The following is a 13,119-nucleotide window of genomic DNA, read 5'->3' on the forward strand; positions in this document are numbered from 1 at the left end:
GCCGGCCGCGGTGGTCGTGACCGGTTCTCGAGAATCGACCGCGGGGGAGGGCGGCGCGGCTGCGCCGCCCCCGATCTGCTCAGGCGAGCATCTGGCGCACGTCGTCGGCCGACGTGATGAGCGTTGCCCCACCCCGAATCAAAGCGTGCACCCCTGATGTGGTCGGGCTCGTGAGCGGCCCCGGGATTGCCCCGACCGGGCGCCCCAACTCACGCGCCGACGTCGCCACGGCGAGCGATCCGCTGCGCCACCCGGCCTCAGCGATCACCGATCCCGCGGACAGGGCCGCGACGAGTCGCTGACGTCGGATGAACCGGTAGCGGCTGGGCGGTTCGGTGGGCTCAACCTCGCTGACGATCGCGCCGCCCGTCTCGATGATGCGCGCGACCAACTCGCGGTGTCCCTGGGGGTGCACACGGTCCACGCCGCCCGCGGCCACGATGACGCCGGTTCCGCTGCTGTTGAGCGTGGCGAACGCGGCTTGCGCGTCGATGCCGTACGCGCCGCCCGTGACGATGGTGTGCGTCTTGGCGAGGTCTGCGGCCAACTCGCCCGCGACGTGCTCGCCGTAGGCGGTGCTCGCGCGGCATCCGGTCACCGCGACAGCCTGGCGGGCCGTGAGCGCGTCAACGTCGCCGCGGACCCACAGACGTTCCGGGGCGTCGTCTCCGAGCGCGAGGAGCGCCCACAGCTCGGGGTGCGTGGTCGGGCTGAGTTCCTGAATGGCGGTCATGGTGTCCTCCGGTAATGGGGTTATTGACGGGAATAGAGTTATTTACGGGTGGTCAGTTGGTGCGCGGGCGGTAGTCGACGCCCCACGTCAAGATCGCCTCGGGGAAGGCGTCGGGGGTCTTGGCGCGCAGCTCGGGGTTCCGGCGGCTGCGCCACGGCTCACGGTCGCCCTCGGTGGGGATGCCGAAGTAGTCGCGAATCTCGCGGATGCGCTCGACCCACACCGCCGAGTCGCGCACGACGGGGGACAGGCCCGAGTGACGATCCCCGATGAGGGATTCCTGACCGGGGAAGGTCGAGACGCGGAGGTTTCCGCGGCCCAGGTCTTCGATGACGACGCCGGGGCGCTCGTCCAGCGTGATCGCGTCCCCGCGGCTGTAGTTGCTGGTGCTCATGGGTTCTCTCCCTCTCGTTGTTTTGCCGTGAAGGCACGAATGTGCCGCGGAGGGAGAGCGGGTGGAGCGCAACCCGGAGGGCGGTGGGGGAGAGAGTTTCGGCGCGATGTGAGGGAGCGCAGCGACCGCGTGCCGAAAGTCTCGGAGGAGCCGGCCCCCGCGTCAGCGGGGGCTTGCGTGGAGCCCGATCGACCGGATGCTGCCGAAGGCTTCACGGCAAAACAACGGGCCGTCAGGCCCTTGCAGTCGGTCGGCTCCGTCCGACCGTCCGTTAGCCGGCGGCGGCTCCGTCCGACGTCGGCCGCGGTGGTGGTTCCTGGCCTCGGGATGCCGGGGAGGGGGAGCGGCCCCCGTGGGGGCCGCTCGCGCTTACTCCGTCACAGGACGCTCGGAATGAGCGACATTACAAACCCAAGTGCAGTCAGCAGCACGCCCCACATGCGGGGGCCGCTCAGCCAGGGGTCGCCTTCGAGGCGCATTCCCCGCCAGTTCCCGTAGACAAGAAGGAACATGCCGAACACTCCGACCGCGAAGGCCGTGAGGTAGAGAAGTCCCTGAGTAGTCATTGCCGCTCCTTTCAGCGGTATAGCCGACGTTACCCGCGTCTGCACCGGTCATCATGCCGATGAGCAGGGGGGTTGGGGTGGCGAGCGAAACCCCACGGGGGCCGCTCGTGCTCACTCGGATATGTCCAGCTCGTACGGGAACGCGTGCAGGCTGTAGGCGCTGCTCTCGCCGTCGAATCCGGCGGCGGGGTCGTAGATCACGGGCCATTCGTCGAACGTCACCCGGGTCATGGAACCGGGCGCGACTCGTCCGAAGATGTACGGCACGGGCTGGCTGTCGTCGTCGGGGGCCGTCCATCCGCGGTACTCGTCGATGCCCTGGACGTCCTGCCAGGCTTCCGCGATCTGCAAGGCCGTGTCATCGTCCACGATGGGCGCGCCCTTGCTGCTCGTACCGATGGGCTCGACGTCGAGGGTTGAGCCGTCTGTGAAGGTCAGTCGCACGGTGGGTTCTCCTGTCGGTAATGGGGGTGTTGCCGGAAATAGAGTTATTGCCGGTGCTCGGGGTACTCGCTCGCGATCCGGGCGGCAACGTTGCACACGTCGTCGGGGGTCACCTCGTCGAGGAGGATCGTCCGCATTCCGGTGTCGAGGTCGATCCACCACACGGGGCGCACGGTGTCGGCGTCGATCCCGGCGCGGTGGCTGGGGAGGCCGCTCGACTCGTCGAGCGGCCCGAAATACAGCTGAGGGGTCCAGCTCTCCGCGCCCATGTCGGTATAGACGGACGTGGGGAACGGGAGGAGCTGCGCGAGGTCTTCCAGCAGCTCGGCCACGGCGGCGGGGGTGAGGGTGTCCACGGGGGTTCTCCTTCGGTGTCAGTGGTCGGCGGCGAGGTCGTACCCGCCGAACGGGGAGCGGGCTTCGACGTGTCGGCCTCCGTAGGGGCCGCGCACGGTGCGGACGGGGGAGCCGGGGCGCTGCCACTCGGCGGGGTAGTTCTTCGCGCACCACTTCGCGGCGGCGGCGCGGGCCTTCTTCTCGTCGGTGCGGTCGCTGACGAGCTGCGGCATGACGGGCAGGGATCGCCACCCCGGCATCGCGTGGTCGTGCCACGCTTCGATCCCGGCGTTTTCGGTGTCGGTGATGACGTGCCAGGCGCAGCCGGGGCAGATCACGAGATACCCACCGCCCTTCGGGAGCGGCGCGGCGCTGTGGTCGTGGTCCGTCTGCCGACAGCTCGTGTCCGCGTGGAAGGTGTGCAGCTCGTGACCGTCCTCGGTGACGACGCGCGCGCCCGCGTTCCACTCGTTGCGGTTCCACATGTGGGAGCGGGGGACGCATCCGAAGTGACCGAACTCGGCGCGGTAGCGCTCGAACGCTGCATCCAGCTCGGCGGGGCTGTAGTAGCTCGTCGTGTAGGTCAGCGGCGCGCCGTCCCACGCGGTCGCGGCCACGGCCTCGCGCTCGAACTCGGCCAGGTCGAACAGGGCATCCATGCTCACGGTTTCCTCCTTGCTGGTGTTGCCGGAAATAGAGTTATTGCCGTCAGGCGGCGACGGTGGCGACGGCCTCGGGCTGCTCGGTGAGCGCGTCGGCCAGGGTGTGAGCTGCGCGGCGCACGTTCGCGGCGGTGGCCTTGATCGTCTCGGCGTCGCACTTGCTCCACCCGGCGACGTATCCGACGCTGTAGCCGCTGGTGTCGAGTCCGAGAATCCCGGCGACGACGTAGGCGACGCTCTCGGCCTCGGTTTCCTTGATCCCGCGGTGCTCGACGTATTCGGCGTGATCTTCCTCGGCGTGCAGCAGGACGTGAGCGGCCTCGTGAAGGGCGGTCTTCGCGGCCTGGGCGGGGGAGAGGTCGGCGTCCAGCACGACGCGGCGCGTCTCGGGGTCGGTGAATCCCTGCGCCCCGCCGGGGATGCTTTCGTGCTCGACCGTCCAGCCCTGCGCGGTGAGGTAGTCCGTCACGGCGTCGAGAATCCCGGCGGTGTCCTCGCCCGTGAGGGGGCGGGCAATCTCGGCGGGGTCGCCCGCCTCGGGGTCGATGAGGTCGGTCTGTCCCATGTCGAACACGGACACCGGGAAGAACATCGTTCGGCGCTGCTCCTCCTCCTGGCCGGTGGTGGGGTTCTCGACCGTCTCGCGCACGTCGCGACCGCCGTAGATGCGGATGCCGCGTTCGCCCTTGCGCACCTGGCGGTTGAGCTTCTGCCACGTCCGGTAACCGGCGACGTGGGAGGCCTCGGGGCACTGTCCGAAGATCAACAACAGGTTGTTGATGCTGTAGCGGTGGAATGCTTTCGTGAAGTCCAGGAACCGCGCCCACGCCTCGGACTCGCGCAGCGCCTCGACCTGATCCGCGATCCTCGCTTGCAGCTCGTCGGCCTCGGCGCGACGCTGCTCGGCGGTCTTGGTGTTCTTGACGGTGCGGGCCATGTTCGGAACCTTTCGTGCCGGTAATAGAGTCATTTGCTGCTCATCCCCTCCACGTTTTTTTGCCGTGAAGGCGGTTTCCGCCTTAGCAACCGGAGGGTGCAGTGCAACCCGAAGGGCGGGGGAGGAGAGAGTTCCGGCGCGAAATAAGGGAGCGCAGCGACCGCGTGCCGAAAGTCTCGGGGGAGCCGGTGGCGTAGCCACTTGAACGGAGCCCGGAGGTAGCTACGACCGGAGCGCAGCGGAGGGAGCCGCCGAAGGCTTCACGGCAAAAAACCGGGCCGAAGGCCCTAGCTGGCCGGCGTAGCCGGCTCCCTCAGCGAGCCGGCGGCTCGCAAGCGACGGGGACCGTCGCGCCGCCGTCAGGCGATGCGGACCGCTCCCAGCAGTCGGGCCAGCATCAAGTCGGTGTCGTCGAGCTCCACGGGCTCGGCCGCGGCCACCGGCTCGACAGAATTACTCGAGCGGAGATCTCCGTCGACGCTCTCAGGGGCGTTCTCTCGCGCGGCGATGCCGGCGCGCTCGTGCTCGACGACGCGACGGGCCTCAGCGAAGTTCAGGCGACCGTCCTTGTGGCGCGGGTGCGGCCCGTAGGCGTGCGTGCCGTCCTCGGGGACGAGGGAGAGTTGCCCGCGCGCCGGTCGACGGCTCGCGTCGGACCGGCGGGGGGCGTGCATCCACGTCTCCTCAGCCTTCCACCAGGCCCACACCTCGCGCTCGACGCGGTAGCGAGCTGCGCGGGCGTCGAGACGTCCAGCGATCGCGAACCGCTCGGCCGCGGCGTCGACAGTGCTGCGTGAGCTGCGCACCCATCCGGCCGGCGTCGGCTCGACGATGCCGGCATACGCGAGGCGATCGAGGAGACGGGCGGTGCGGGTTAGGCCGGCGCCGATGGTGCGGGCGAGGTCGTCAAGGGTGGCGGGGGTGTGGTCGGTGCGTGCGTAGATGTTCCCGGCGAGGTGTCCCAGCGCGGGGCGGGTTGAGGTGAACAAGTCGTGCGCGGCATCCGTCATGCGGGCGGTGATCGTTGCGAGGAGCTGGGTTCTCTCAGCGGACCCGGCCCCTGGGGGGCGCGGGTCCGCTTGTGACCGGGCGTGATCCGGGGTGCTGTGGAGAACGTTCCTGGGGTCGATCGTCCACTGCGCACCGCGCGGTCCCTCGGCCGCGGCGGCGTGGGCAATCCATCCGTCTTCGGCCAGGCGCAGCAGGGCCGTGCGCGCCGTCTCGCGCCCGACGCCGGCCAGGAGGGCCAGGCGGCGGGTGTCGGCCTCCACGGTGCCTCTGAGGGCGTGCAGGGCGATGACGCACAGGACGTCGAGGATGCGGCGATCGGCGGGGCCACCGCCGCGGGTCCAGCGGCCGGCGGCGCTGTCGGCGCGCTCCTGGACGTCGCGGACGTGCGCGGCGATCCTGTCGGCGCGACGGTCGAACGTCGGATCGTCCCCGATCTGGCGGGAGCTGGTGGCGACGTAGCGCACGGCCTTGTCCCACTGGCGGGCAAGGACGGCGGCTTGTTCACGCCGCGGCCGCGGTGTGCGGCCGCGGGGACTCGTGCGCGTGCGGACGTGCTCTAGGCCGTCTGCGTCGTCGACGAGCGCGGCGACGTCGGCGTGGTGCCAGCGTGCGGAGGCTGCGCCGATCAGGACGCGCCAGAGCTGCGCGGAGGCGTCGGCCCCGGCGGGCAGCTCGCGAAGCGCTGCGGCGCTCACCGCCGGCAGCTCGCGACGTCGACCGGGCAGGTACAGGCGGCGGTGCGCGTCGACCGGCAGCGGGCCGGTGGGCCGCTCCTGCTCGGTATCGGCGGGCTCGGTGTCGTCGACGAGCGCGGCGAGACGGGTCACGAGGGCGCGGATAGCCGCTGCGGGCGTCTGGGGGGCCGTCAGGACGTCCAGCGCGCCCGTGAGGGGTGTTGACACGCCTCCGTCGCGGTGCGGCGCTCCTGGGGGCCGTACACAGCCGGTGACGGGGTTCGACAGCGGGGAGAGGTCGAGGCTCGGGCACAGGTGCTTCACGAGGCGATTGAGCGTGGCCACGGTGGCCGCGTCGACCGACTCGGCCAGGCCGACCCATACGTGACGACCGCCGGCAGGACCGGACTCGCACACGAGGAAGGGGATACCGGCGTCGACGAGGTGGCCGGTGAGGACGTCGAGGTCGCGCAGCGGCGCGGCGGCGTCGCCGTGGGCGTCGAGGTCGAACGCGAGGAACCGGAACCGCTGATCGGTGCCGGCGAGGTACATCGCCCACGGGCGCTCGGGCGCGCGATCGCGCAGCGGGCGGTCGAGGTAGCGATTCAGGACCGTGCCGTAGGCGTCGGCCACGGCCACGCGCACGCGCGGGCGGGGGCTCAGCTCGACGGTGAGCGCCCAAGAATCTGCGCGCGAATACTGCGAACGTCTAGGTCTAGGCGCTATGATGACACCACCTTCCGACTTCGGTCGCTGGGTACAGCGAAGGTCCGGTCCCGAACCGGCTTTCTCTGGAACTGCCTCGATCTACAGGTCGCCAAACTCGTAAAGATCAGGCACTTAGCTTCGGCCCCCCGTCTCGTAGAGGCGGGGGGCTCGCTCGTTTATGCGGCTTTCGTGGTCGCCTCCTGGGGAAGGTCGAGCTGGTCAGCTCGACGGTGACGGGAGGGAGGCGAGTACTGCGGCATGTCGAGGGCTTCGGCCGCGAGGGCGACGAGGTAGTCGCCGTACGTGTAGCCAAGCTTCTCGGCGTTCTCTTTGAGGACGCGGGCAAACGGTACTGCGGGCTTCGCCAGAATGGCGTCACGCTCTCCCTTGTACGGCATGACCATCCCCCCATCGTGCAGCACGGAACGCATTATGTAATGGGTTGAGGTGCGGCGTGTCGCGGGGACGCTCACGCGAGGGTCACGGTGCACTCGACGTCGCCCAGCAGCAGCTTCGCGCCGATGGGGACGACGGTGGGCTCTCCGGGGATGAGCCACCGCGGCGGGGTCGTCAGCAGCTCGACGCCGTTGGCGGCGTTGAGGTCGGTGACGACGATCCGCGCGTGCCCGTCGACCTCGATCGCCGCGTGCGAGCGGGAGAGCTGCTTGCCGGGGCTGACGACAGTGACGGGGTGCTGTCCGTCCTTCGCGATCGGGTCGCGGCCGATAACAACACGGCCCGGGGCCGTGACGCTGCGCTGCGAGGAGAACGCGAGGTGCAGCACGGGCGCGGGCGCACGGCGCACGTGCGTTGCCTCCACGTCCTCGTCCAGCTCGGGAGCGGGCGCGGGAGCTGCGGAGCGTCGACGGATCGGCGGTGCGATCGGTGCCGGGATCGGCTCGGCCGCGGGCGCGGTCGTCGACACGGGCGCGGCCACGGGGGCCGGCGCGGCGACCGGGGCGGGTGTCACCTCGGGGAGGTGCACCACCTCGTCGACGTCGGCGGGCAGCTCCTCGGGAGCGTCGACGACGACGGCGGGCGGGACGTCGACGGGCTCGCCGTGGGGGGCGACCTCGACGCGCAGCGGCTCCTCGATGTGGCACTGGATGCACGTCGACGACGTGACGGGCTGTAGCCGCCGGCAGTGCCGGCAGCGACCCTCGTCGACGGTGAGGCCGTCCGCGGCGGGGATGATGCCTTCGGCGTCGATGAGCTGCACGTACCCCTCGGGGCGCACGGCGAGCTGGTAGCTCGCTGCGGCCTCGGTGACGTCCAGGCGCACGGGGCGGCGGAGCTGCACGGCGTAGGACACGGCGCGGGCGATGAGCCCGGTCCTGAGGGCGGCGACGGACTCGGCCGCGCACGCGCGGCTGGTGCCGTTCACGGTCAGGGTGCCGGTGTTGTCGCCGTGCAGCTCTGCGACCAGGCGGGGCCAGGTCGGTACGCGGGTGAGCCCGGGGACGGGCTGTGTGTCCTTCATAGGCCCTTCGCCACCGCTGCGCCGGCAGCGAGCCATGCCCGCTGAGTGGAGGGGCGCAGCGCCCCGTAGTTCAGCACCCCGTCGACCATTGCGGGGTCGTGGGGGATCGTCACTGCGGCGCGGGCCAGCCTCTTGTAGCCGTCCGCGACGTGCGCGAGCTCGGCGGCGGTGGCCTTCGGGTCGGCCTGGCTCACGACGACAACGGCGTCACGGGCCAGCTCGGCCGATCCTTGGTCGCGCTCGGCCAGGGCTTCGAGGAGAAGCGCGCCGGCCTCGGCGTGGTCGTCGCGGGTGGTCGTGGCGACCACGAGCTGATCGGTCTTGTCGATCATGCGCAGCCACATCGGGTCCGACTCGTCGTTGCCGCTGTCGATGAAGATCAGGCGGTAATACTTCGCGGCGACGTCGTGGATCGCGTCGACGTCGCTCGGCTCGACGCGCTGCTCGTGCGCGAGGGCCATTGGCTTGCTGCGCAGCACGTCGAACTTGTCCTTGGTCTGGTGGTGCACGTAGTGATTCAGGTCGGCCGACTGCGCACCCGTGCTGAGGAGACGGGGCACCTGGGGGAGAAGGTCGAGAAGGGTCGCCTCGTGCTTGCCCTGCTCGGTGCGCCAGCCCAGCGTGCCGCGGGTCTGGTTGTTGTCCCACGTCAGCACGCCCGATCCGCCGTAGCGGGCGAACACGGCGGCGAGGAGAACGGTGGTCGGGGTCTTGCCGGCCCCGCCCTTGCCGTTCACCACGGCGATCGTCCGCGGCCCGGGCCAGTGCTGGGACACGGCGAGCATGTCGGCGCGCTCAGCGCGCTCGGACTCGCTGGGGCTCATGCGGATACCGAAGCGGGTCAGCGACCCGCGCCACCCCTGCGTTGCCGGCTCCTCGGTGTTCTCCTGCGTGAGGAACGACTGACGCGCCTCGCGTCGAGTCGGCTCGGTGGGAGCTGCGGAAGCGGCGGGAGCTGCGGCGACCGGCTCGGCCGCGGGCACGCTGGCGATCGGCGGGACCGCCGCGGGCTTGCTCGTCCACGCGCTGCTGTCGGCGGGGAGGCCGGATGCCGCGGCGGGAGCGGCGACGGGCTGGGGGACGGGGATCACCGTGTCTTCGTCCACGGCGGGGTCGTCCTCGAGAATCGGCGCCGGTCGTGCGGGCTGCGTGGCGTCCTCGTCCACGCTCCCGTCCGCGTGGACGATGAGCGGCCACTGACCGTCCGGGCCGAAGGTCTGCACGCGGACGGGACGCCCGAGCTGCGCGGCGGTCTGAGCGATGAGGGCGACAACCTCGGCGCGAGCTGAGGGCAGGTCGGCCGCGGCAATATCGTGCGGCGTGCCGCTGATGAACACCTTCGCGGTGCCGTCTGCTGCCAGGTGCGCGTCGATCTTGGGGAACGCGTTGGGGGCTACGTCGATGCTGGTCATGGTCGTCTCCTAGTTCACTGTCCGAGCTGGATGCCGACCGCGGCCATGTACGGCTCGGGGTCGACGTTCTCGCCGTTCACCATCACCTCGAAGTGGAGGTGGCAACCGGTCGATCCGCCACTGCTACCGACGCGAGCGATCTGCTGGCCGGCCTTCACCTTGTCTCCGACGTTGACGAGCATCCCGGAGTCGTACATGTGCAGGTAGCGGGTGGTGACGCCGCCGCCGTGGTCGATTGCGATCACACCGTTTCCGCCGCCGTCGAAGCCGCGGAAGGTCACGGTGCCGTCCTGAGCGGCCCAGATAGGCCCGTCGCATCCGCCGCCGGCCAGGTCGGTTCCGGCGTGCAGTCGCACGTCGCCCGTGATCGGGTGGACGCGGAAGCCGTAGGGGCTCGTGATGGGACCGGCTCCCGGGGACGCCCAACCTTGGGCGTTCACCCCACCGGGCACCATCGGGTCGCACTTGCCGCCGCTGGCGCTGCCGTCGCCGGGGTTGAGCCCCGTCTTGACGCCGGTCAGACCCTCGACGATCTGCACCGCGCCGTCCCAAAACCGCTCGTAGTGGTACGGGTCGGCGTTGATCTGGGTGCGGTGCGCGACGATGGTCGGTTCCAGCGATTCCCGGTCGGGAACCTTCTGGATCATCGCCTGGAAGAACTTCGTCGACGAGATGTAGGGGTTCAGCCGCTCCTCGCGGGTGCCCCATCCGTCCTGCTGCTGGAACAGGCCGATGGACGTCGTACGGGAGCCGTCCGGGTTGGTGACGCCGCCCGTCTCCCAGTCGCCATAGTCGATGTTGCGGAGGCTCGATTCACCCATCGCCGTCATCACGCCGATGGTCTGATCGCGCACGTTCAGGCCCAAGTCCTTGCCGGCCTGGATCACGTTCGCAGCGTTCACAAGCTGCTCGTGGCCGTAGCCGGCTATCTCGGTCTGGGGGACCGAGTTCGGGTCGATCGAGACGCTCGTGTTCGGTCCCGTCGCGCCCGCGGGCTCGCAGTTGTCGACGCCGACGACGACGAAACCGAGCAGCATGCCGATGACGAGAATCGGCACCGCGGCGATCGCGTAGGCCCCGCCCCCCTTAGGGCCGGCCACGCTAGTTCACACCCTCAGGGACGATGAAGCGGCTTGCCAGCCACGGGCTGTCAGCGTCCGCGCGGCTGAGGATGACGCTGTAGGTGCCGGCGTTGGTCGGGACGTCGACGTAAGCGACGTAGGCGCTCGTCTCGTCGGTGATCGTTCCGGCCCCGGTGACGCTCGACGCAACGATGCGCGAGGGGTCCATGTAGGCGTAGTCGGCGGTGGCCTTCTGGTCGAGGAGAGGTTGCAACTGCGCCCACCAGGCGTCGAATCCAAGATCGGGCCGCGCGTATGCGCGCATGACGGCATCCGCCGCGGCGATCGCGCTCTGGCGGGACTCGTCATCCCAGACGGGCACGGGCCGCGGCCCGTGCGTCTCTCCCGAGTCCTCGTCGATCGCTCCGCGGGGTGCGGGCGAGAACGTGGAGGAGTCGGGGAAGATCGGGCCAGACGTGCTCCCGCTCGGCGTCGGCGCGGGCTCGGGGGTGCTGGCGGTCCCCGTGCATCCGGCGAGCACGACGGCGGCGGCGGTGACGACGATGACGGTCCCGATCTTCCTCACGGTCACTCTCCTTCGATGATGGTCGGCTTGACGACGATGACCGGGCCGGTGGGCGTGTGCTTGTTCGCCCCGGCGCGGAGCACGTTTTTCAGCTCGTCGGTGATGATGAGCCAGTTCGTGCCGAGCTTGTATCCGGGGATCAAGCCGTCTTTGAGCCACGTGTAGACGCTCTTCTGGGAGACGCCGAGACGCTGCGCAACTTCGGTCGGACCGATTGTCGGAGGGCTCTGCTGGAATAGACGGTCGATCGCGTCGGCGTCGTCTGTCACGGTGAGTCCTCCTGACGGCTGCATGGCCTAATATTACCAATCTGGCTGTGTTTGTACATGGTTGGGAACATTCGGGTGCGCCCTTCCTAGGTTGGGGGATAAGGGAGTAGGGTTACCGTGTAACGGCAAATCTCACTGTACCTAGGGGGGCAAGATGAGCGACCCGCAGAACCCGTGGCTGTCGCGTCCGACCACGCCGCCGTCTGACTCGGACGTACCGATCGCGGTCGTCCCGTCGACGTTCGGACCCGTGGCACCGCAGCGGGGCGTACCCGCACCCGATCAGGTCGACCAGCTCCCGATCGCCGACCAGCGGGCGACGCCCGCGGTCTGGTGGCTCGGCGCGCATGGCGGCGCGGGAGAATCGACGCTGGCCACTCTCGCGCCGGGGTGGTCCGCCGCCGCCGGCCACGCCTGGCCGCGTAGCGCGAACGGCGAGCCGACGCCCGTCGTCATCGTCGCCCGCTCGAACGCCGCCGGCCTTCGCGCCGCTCAGAACGCGCTGCGTCAGTGGGCCGCGAAGCTGACGCCCTCAAACGTCCTGGGGCTCGTCGTCATGGCTGACGCCCCCGGTCGGATGCCTCGCGCTCTGCGCGACCTCCTCGCCGTTGTCGGCGGCGGTGGCCCTCGCACCTGGACGGTGCCGTGGGTCGACGCCTGGCGACTCGACGACCCCACCGCTTCACCCATCCCGCGCGAAGTCCAGCGAGTCATCGACGAGCTGAGCGCACTCCCCGGAATCGGTGCCGCCGGCACCACCAACTGAAAGGCAAGACATGTCCGCGATCGAAGTGCTTCACTCCGTGAACGAGACGGCCAACGTGCTGGCCGGCGTCATCCCGAACCCCCCGCCGCAGCAGCCCCCGGGGACCGAGGGTGTGACCACGATCCTGTCGTGGCTGAAGTGGATCGGTTACGTCGTCGTCGGCGGCGCGATCATCGTCGGCGGAATCCTCATCGCCGTCAGTTTCCGCCGCGGTGAGGGTCACGACGCTCTCCCCAAGATCATCTGGCCTATGGCCGGCGCGATCGTCATCGGCGGTGGTGCCGCGCTGATCGGCATCCTCGCCGGGGCCTGAGAAAGGAGCCGTCATGGCTGAGGACGACGACACCCAGCAGAGCCCATTCGCCCGCCCCGGCTTCATCGTCGGGGCGGTCGTGGTGGCCGCGCTGCTCATCACCGCCGTCTTCCTGACGGTTCTCAACCTGAACCGCGGGAACGACGCCGCGCCCCCTGAGGGCAACCCGTCGTCCAGCTCCTCCGCTAGCGCCGCCCCGACCCCGAGTGAATCGGCGGTCGCGGGCGGCGTCAGCGTGTGCGGGCTCGACGGGGTGGAGCTGTCTGGACGGGTGACGACACCGCCGACCGCGGAGTGGGCGTATGTGCGTACGGTGGCCTACCCGACGTCGAAGACGTACGGCCCCGCAGCGACCACCTCAGAGGGCGTCCCGACGTGCTTCCAGCACTCGCCCACGGGCGCGCTGTTCGCAGCGGCGACCGCCCTCGCGGTGCCGGCTGACCCGACCCTGGCGCGCGCCTGGATCGAGACGGCGCTGAGTTCGGGAACGTACCGGGACAAGCTGCTCGCGGAGGCCAACACGGGGTCGGAAACCTCGGGTGTCCGGTTGCAGCTCGTGGGCTTCAAGGTGCTGTCCTACGACGGTAAGACCGCCAGCATCGACCTCGCCGTGCGGGGCTCGACAGAGGGTCAGACCGTAACCGGATCGGCCGTCTACGCCCTGGTGTGGGAAGACGGCGATTGGAAGATCGACGCGAACAACCCCGCGCCGTTCGACTTTGCTTCGATCCCCGACACCTCGGGATACATCGCGTGGGGAGCCTGAT

17 protein-coding genes are annotated in these 13,119 nt (G+C 69.9%); 3 read left to right on the plus strand and 14 right to left on the minus strand.

Features of this window, described 5'->3' with window-relative positions:
* Nucleotides 1–79: 79 nt before the first annotated feature.
* The 14 genes from ACFZA2_RS17140 to ACFZA2_RS17205 all read right to left on the minus strand — a co-directional run bounded on the left by ACFZA2_RS17140 (nucleotide 80) and on the right by ACFZA2_RS17205 (nucleotide 11,273).
* Complete coding sequence (locus ACFZA2_RS17140; RefSeq protein WP_391407219.1) at nucleotides 80–733, minus strand: DNA-processing protein DprA; 654 nt, start codon at nucleotides 731–733, stop codon at nucleotides 80–82.
* 52 nt (nucleotides 734–785) lie between these two features.
* A complete protein-coding gene (locus ACFZA2_RS17145) occupies nucleotides 786–1,127 on the minus strand; it encodes a hypothetical protein (protein ID WP_391407221.1) in 342 nt (113 codons plus the stop codon).
* 377 nt (nucleotides 1,128–1,504) lie between these two features.
* Nucleotides 1,505–1,693 carry a hypothetical protein gene (locus ACFZA2_RS17150; protein ID WP_391407223.1) on the minus strand — a complete coding sequence of 63 codons (189 nt, stop codon included), beginning with the start codon at nucleotides 1,691–1,693 and terminating at the stop codon, nucleotides 1,505–1,507.
* Between the two features lie 111 nt (nucleotides 1,694–1,804).
* The gene (locus ACFZA2_RS17155) at nucleotides 1,805–2,137 is read right to left on the minus strand and encodes a hypothetical protein (RefSeq protein ID WP_391407225.1); all 333 of its coding nucleotides are present in this window, start codon (nucleotides 2,135–2,137) and stop codon (nucleotides 1,805–1,807) included.
* Between the two features lie 44 nt (nucleotides 2,138–2,181).
* Nucleotides 2,182–2,493, minus strand: a complete 312-nt coding sequence (locus tag ACFZA2_RS17160; RefSeq protein ID WP_391407227.1) for a hypothetical protein — start codon at nucleotides 2,491–2,493, stop codon at nucleotides 2,182–2,184.
* An 18-nt stretch (nucleotides 2,494–2,511) separates the two neighbouring features.
* Nucleotides 2,512–3,132, minus strand: a complete 621-nt coding sequence (locus ACFZA2_RS17165) for a DUF6349 family protein (protein WP_391407300.1) — start codon at nucleotides 3,130–3,132, stop codon at nucleotides 2,512–2,514.
* 49 nt (nucleotides 3,133–3,181) lie between these two features.
* Nucleotides 3,182–4,072 carry an ArdC-like ssDNA-binding domain-containing protein gene (locus ACFZA2_RS17170; RefSeq protein WP_391407229.1) on the minus strand — a complete coding sequence of 297 codons (891 nt, stop codon included), beginning with the start codon at nucleotides 4,070–4,072 and terminating at the stop codon, nucleotides 3,182–3,184.
* A gap of 359 nt (nucleotides 4,073–4,431) precedes the next feature.
* The gene (locus tag ACFZA2_RS17175) at nucleotides 4,432–6,396 is read right to left on the minus strand and encodes a hypothetical protein (RefSeq protein ID WP_391407231.1); all 1,965 of its coding nucleotides are present in this window, start codon (nucleotides 6,394–6,396) and stop codon (nucleotides 4,432–4,434) included.
* Nucleotides 6,397–6,641: 245 nt separating this feature from the next.
* Nucleotides 6,642–6,887 (minus strand): hypothetical protein, encoded by a 246-nt coding sequence (locus tag ACFZA2_RS17180; protein ID WP_391407233.1) that lies wholly within the window; start codon nucleotides 6,885–6,887, stop codon nucleotides 6,642–6,644.
* Between the two features lie 47 nt (nucleotides 6,888–6,934).
* Nucleotides 6,935–7,945 carry an FHA domain-containing protein gene (locus ACFZA2_RS17185; protein WP_391407235.1) on the minus strand — a complete coding sequence of 337 codons (1,011 nt, stop codon included), beginning with the start codon at nucleotides 7,943–7,945 and terminating at the stop codon, nucleotides 6,935–6,937.
* Nucleotides 7,942–9,357 (minus strand): AAA family ATPase, encoded by a 1,416-nt coding sequence (locus tag ACFZA2_RS17190; protein ID WP_391407237.1) that lies wholly within the window; start codon nucleotides 9,355–9,357, stop codon nucleotides 7,942–7,944. Before ACFZA2_RS17190 ends, ACFZA2_RS17185 begins: the two co-directional genes overlap by 4 nt.
* 14 nt (nucleotides 9,358–9,371) lie before the next feature.
* The gene (locus tag ACFZA2_RS17195) at nucleotides 9,372–10,457 is read right to left on the minus strand and encodes a M23 family metallopeptidase (RefSeq protein ID WP_391407239.1); all 1,086 of its coding nucleotides are present in this window, start codon (nucleotides 10,455–10,457) and stop codon (nucleotides 9,372–9,374) included.
* 1 nt (nucleotide 10,458) lies between these two features.
* Nucleotides 10,459–11,004 (minus strand): hypothetical protein, encoded by a 546-nt coding sequence (locus ACFZA2_RS17200; RefSeq protein WP_391407241.1) that lies wholly within the window; start codon nucleotides 11,002–11,004, stop codon nucleotides 10,459–10,461.
* 2 nt (nucleotides 11,005–11,006) lie between these two features.
* Complete coding sequence (locus ACFZA2_RS17205; RefSeq protein ID WP_391407243.1) at nucleotides 11,007–11,273, minus strand: helix-turn-helix domain-containing protein; 267 nt, start codon at nucleotides 11,271–11,273, stop codon at nucleotides 11,007–11,009.
* A 154-nt stretch (nucleotides 11,274–11,427) separates the two neighbouring features.
* Between ACFZA2_RS17205 and ACFZA2_RS17210 the strand changes: the two genes are divergently transcribed.
* The 3 genes from ACFZA2_RS17210 to ACFZA2_RS17220 are packed head-to-tail and all read left to right on the plus strand — an operon-like array spanning nucleotide 11,428 to nucleotide 13,118.
* On the plus strand, nucleotides 11,428–12,039 hold the full coding sequence (locus ACFZA2_RS17210) for a DUF6668 family protein (protein ID WP_391407245.1): 612 nt from the start codon (nucleotides 11,428–11,430) through the stop codon (nucleotides 12,037–12,039).
* A gap of 10 nt (nucleotides 12,040–12,049) precedes the next feature.
* Nucleotides 12,050–12,352 (plus strand): hypothetical protein, encoded by a 303-nt coding sequence (locus tag ACFZA2_RS17215; RefSeq protein ID WP_391407247.1) that lies wholly within the window; start codon nucleotides 12,050–12,052, stop codon nucleotides 12,350–12,352.
* Between the two features lie 13 nt (nucleotides 12,353–12,365).
* Nucleotides 12,366–13,118 (plus strand): hypothetical protein, encoded by a 753-nt coding sequence (locus ACFZA2_RS17220; RefSeq protein ID WP_391407249.1) that lies wholly within the window; start codon nucleotides 12,366–12,368, stop codon nucleotides 13,116–13,118.
* The last annotated feature ends 1 nt before the right edge of the window (nucleotide 13,119 follow it).

The organism is Microbacterium sp. NPDC007973 (assembly GCF_042958465.1).
GTDB lineage: Bacteria > Actinomycetota > Actinomycetes > Actinomycetales > Microbacteriaceae > Microbacterium > Microbacterium galbum.